Genomic DNA, 3,679 nt, shown 5'->3' with positions numbered 1-3,679 from the left:
GCCGTGTACCGGAAAGATTCTCCAGCTGAATGAGGCTGGTGGTCACCTCAGCGGCGGAAACCGCCGCCTCCCCCGCCGCCGAAGCCACCACCACCGAAGCCGCCACCGCCGACGCCGCCACCACCACCACCGACGCCACCACCACCGACGCCACCACCACCGACGCCACCACCACCGACGCCACCACCACCGGCGCCACCGCCGCCGACCTTTGAGCCACCGGACGACGCGCCACCGGAAGAGGCGCCACCCGACGATGCCCCGCCGGGGGATGCTTTTCCGCTGGAGTCGCCACTCGATGTACCACCGCCGGACGCACCGCCACTGGAAGCGCCACCGCTCGAAGCACCGCCGCCTGAGGCGCCACCACCGGAAGCGCCACCGCCCGAAGCACCACCGCCCGAGTCACTTCCGCCGGAAGCACTGCCACCGGAATGACCACCACCCGAGGCTCCGCCGCCAGATGCGCCACCACCCGAGGTACCACCACCAGATGCGCCACCGCCTGACGCGCCACCACCGGAATCTTCACCGCCTGACGCACCACCGCCGGAAGCACCGCTGTCCGATCCGTCGCTGGATTCACCACCGCTGGTCTCACCGCCCGACGCGCCGCCGGAGGTGTCGCCCGTGGTGCCGCCGGACGCACCGCCTGCTGAGCTCTCGGTGCCACCCGTTGTGCCACCGCTGGGGGCGCCGCCGTCGGTCGAGCCGGTGCCGGCTGTTTCGCCGGGCGAGGTACCCCCGGGGGTCGTGCCGCTGGTTTCGGTGCCGCCGGTCGTGCCGGACGGGGCTGTGCCCGTGCCGCTTCCGCCGGCGGATCCCGAGGTGTCGGTGGAGGGCGATGTCGTGCCGCCCGTTGGCGAGGTGGGGGCGGGCGCCGTGCCGGGAGTCGTGGCACCGGGTTCGGTGGGTGTACCCGGCGTGGGGATCGAAGGGGTGCCCGAGCCGGGGCCGGTGACCGGTCCCGGGTGCCCGGGAGTGCCCGGGTTGGTCGGGGCGTTCTGGGAGGGCGTCCCGAGGTAGAAGGGCAGGGGGTTGATGAAGCGGGCCGGGTCGCCGTAGGTGGTCCTGGCCAGCGGTGAACGACAGTCGTCGCTGTGGCTGGGGCCGCCGCGCTCGCCGCCGGTGCGGGTCGTGTCGCGGCCGGCGTTCGCGGGGGCGACGATCATTTCGTAGGCCGTCTGCGCGGCGACGGCGGCTGCGACGCGTACCCGGCCGGTGAGTGGGTCGACGGCACCGAGCAGACCGGAGTTCTGGGCGGCGACGAGGTCGGCGCTCATGTCGTAGAGCAGTGCTTCGGCGGGGGCGCCGAGGGCGGGGAAACGGTCGAGGACCGGGGTCAGGCCGGGGTCGAAGGGGCTGCCGAACACCGTCATCGCCGACATGGCGAGCGCGGAGACGACTGCCGCGCTGGAGAACACGGCGACATGCGGCGCCGCGGAGCCGCCCTGCTGCACGGGGGCGAATGTGCGGGCCGCCAAGGCTGCCGCGCCGGAGGCGATCACCTGGCCGGGGTCTGCGACGGTGACCAGCGGGACGCCGAGTTCGGCCAGCGTGCGCGCGACCTCGGGCGGACGCGAAGCACCGCCGACTACCAGGATGCGCGAGAGATCGGCCAGGCGCAGGCCCGCGGCGGCCACGCTCTTGCTGACCAGTGGAAACGTGTCGCGGATGTGCTCGGAGCGCAGCGCGTCGATGTTCACCATCGAGGTGAGCGCCTGCGTGGCGCGGCGCGACCGGGGCGAACCGGCGTAGCGGGCGACCATCTCACCCAGCGGCTTGCCACCGAAATCGGTGGAGCGCATCGGAGTTCCGACCATCGGATGATGCGGCCAGTCCGGCCCGACGCGCAGAACGGTGAGGTCGAGACTGTTCGCACCCAGGTCGTAGACGAGGACGAAACCCGGAGCCAACGGCCCCTGATCGACCTCGAGCCACTCCGCGGCCGCGACCGGTTCCGGCACGAGCAGCACCTGTCCGGCGCCTGCCAGGTGCAGCGCCTGCCCGAGCAGCCCGACCTGTTTGTCGGAATACACTGCCGGATACGTCAATACGGCGCCGGCGGCCGGTTCGGCCAGCTCGATCAGCCCCGTGACGACCGCGGCGATCAGGTTGGTCGCCGAGTAGAACCGGCCACCGATCACCATCGGCTCCGGCTCGCGGCCCAGGTCCGCGAAATCCGTCACCGCCGAGGCGAATTCGTTGATCGCTCCGATGCGGGGCCGACCCGCGTCGTCGAAGGTGAGTGCGGTACGCCGTGCGCGCACCGCCGGTTTGGCCGGATCATCGGCTACTACCGCCGTAATCGCATTGACCGTACCGATGCTTAAGCCCAGACCTCTGGTCATGTATTTGCTATCCCGTCAACGCACCGTGACCACGTCCAGCACGCGAGCGCACCATGTGGCCGCGGTCGTCTTCCAAACAGCTCGCACAGATTAACCGGCACAAAGCCGAATTGCTGCCTGATTGATACAAAAGACGTGACCTTTGACCCTTGTTGGGAGATTTTCGCAGGTTACTAGGTATACGGACAAGCGTCCAGTCCCCTGAACGCTTCCGAAGCGACTGGCAGACTCCGAGAGCCAGCTACTCGCGAGTAATCGACTTGAGCCCCTAGTGAATACATTCTCTCGGTCTGTTATGGCCACCGATTAATGCACTTACCGACTGGTAATCAATTCAATTACTGCCTAGCGGATTTCGAATATCGCCGCATTGCAGTGCCGCATATCGAAGTACGCGCCGAAGCCTATGACGCGTCAACGTCACGGCCGATACCCGCCAGCACAGCCCTGCTCGCCGCGGTTGACTCGAAACGCGGAGAGACGCCGAGTCGAACTCCGAATAGCAAGGGAGAGAAGGGAATAACTATGTCCACTCGTTTTGCCGACCAGGTCGTCCTCGTCACCGGCGCCGGTTCCGGCATCGACAAGGCGGTCGCGCAGCGGGTCGCGTCCGAGGGCGCCGCCGTGGTCCTCGGGTCCCGTGGCAAGGATCAGGGCGAGCAGGTCGCCGAGGAGATCCGCGCGGCGGGCGGACGCGCGCTGTTCGTTCCCACCGACGTCACGGTCGACGCCGATGTCGAACGCCTCACCCAGGCCGCGCTCACCGAGTACGGCAGGCTCGACGCGGCGTTCAACAACGCGGGCGCGGTCACCGCGTTCGGTTCGGTCGCCGAGATCGACGACGCGGCGTGGCGCGCCGAGCTCGACCTGAACCTGACCGGGGTGTTCCACGGGCTGCGGCACCAGGTGCCCGCGATCATCGGCTCCGGCGGCGGCACGATCCTGAACAACGCGTCCAACCTCGGTGTCGTCGGCATGGCGTCGGTGGCGCCGTATGTGGCGGCCAAGCACGGCGTCGTCGGGCTCACCAGGTCGGTGGCGCTGGAGACGGCGGCGGCGGGCCTGCGAGTCAACGCGCTCGTCTCCGGCGCGGTCGACACTCCGGCGTTCCGCGCGTCGATGGGGGCCACCCCGGAGGGCGAGGCGGCGATCGCGGCGCTGCACCCGATCGGGCGGATAGCCAAGCCTGAGGAGATCGCGGCACTGTGCGCGTTCCTGCTCAGCGACGAGGCGTCCTTCGTCACCGGAGCCGCGGTCACGGTGGACGGCGGCTTCACCGCGCAGTGAACGCCGAAGGCCCGCTACGTCGCATGCGGACGACGTAGCGG

2 protein-coding genes are annotated in these 3,679 nt (G+C 69.6%); one reads left to right on the top strand and one right to left on the bottom strand.

The window, feature by feature from the left end:
* Positions 1-47: 47 nt before the first annotated feature.
* Positions 48-2,351: an Hsp70 family protein gene (locus ACFWF2_RS33440; protein WP_379311480.1), complete on the bottom strand. Its 2,304-nt coding sequence runs from the start codon at positions 2,349-2,351 to the stop codon at positions 48-50.
* 525 nt (positions 2,352-2,876) lie between these two features.
* On the opposite strand from ACFWF2_RS33440, the gene ACFWF2_RS33435 reads away from it, so the two are divergent.
* Positions 2,877-3,638, top strand: a complete 762-nt coding sequence (locus tag ACFWF2_RS33435) for a glucose 1-dehydrogenase (protein ID WP_379311479.1) — start codon at positions 2,877-2,879, stop codon at positions 3,636-3,638.
* The last annotated feature ends 41 nt before the right edge of the window (positions 3,639-3,679 follow it).

Origin of the sequence: Nocardia sp. NPDC060259 (assembly GCF_042728775.1) — a bacterium.
Lineage (GTDB): Bacteria > Actinomycetota > Actinomycetes > Mycobacteriales > Mycobacteriaceae > Nocardia.
Note: the sequence above shows the minus strand (reverse complement) of the source record. Positions and strands in the feature narration are given on the sequence as shown.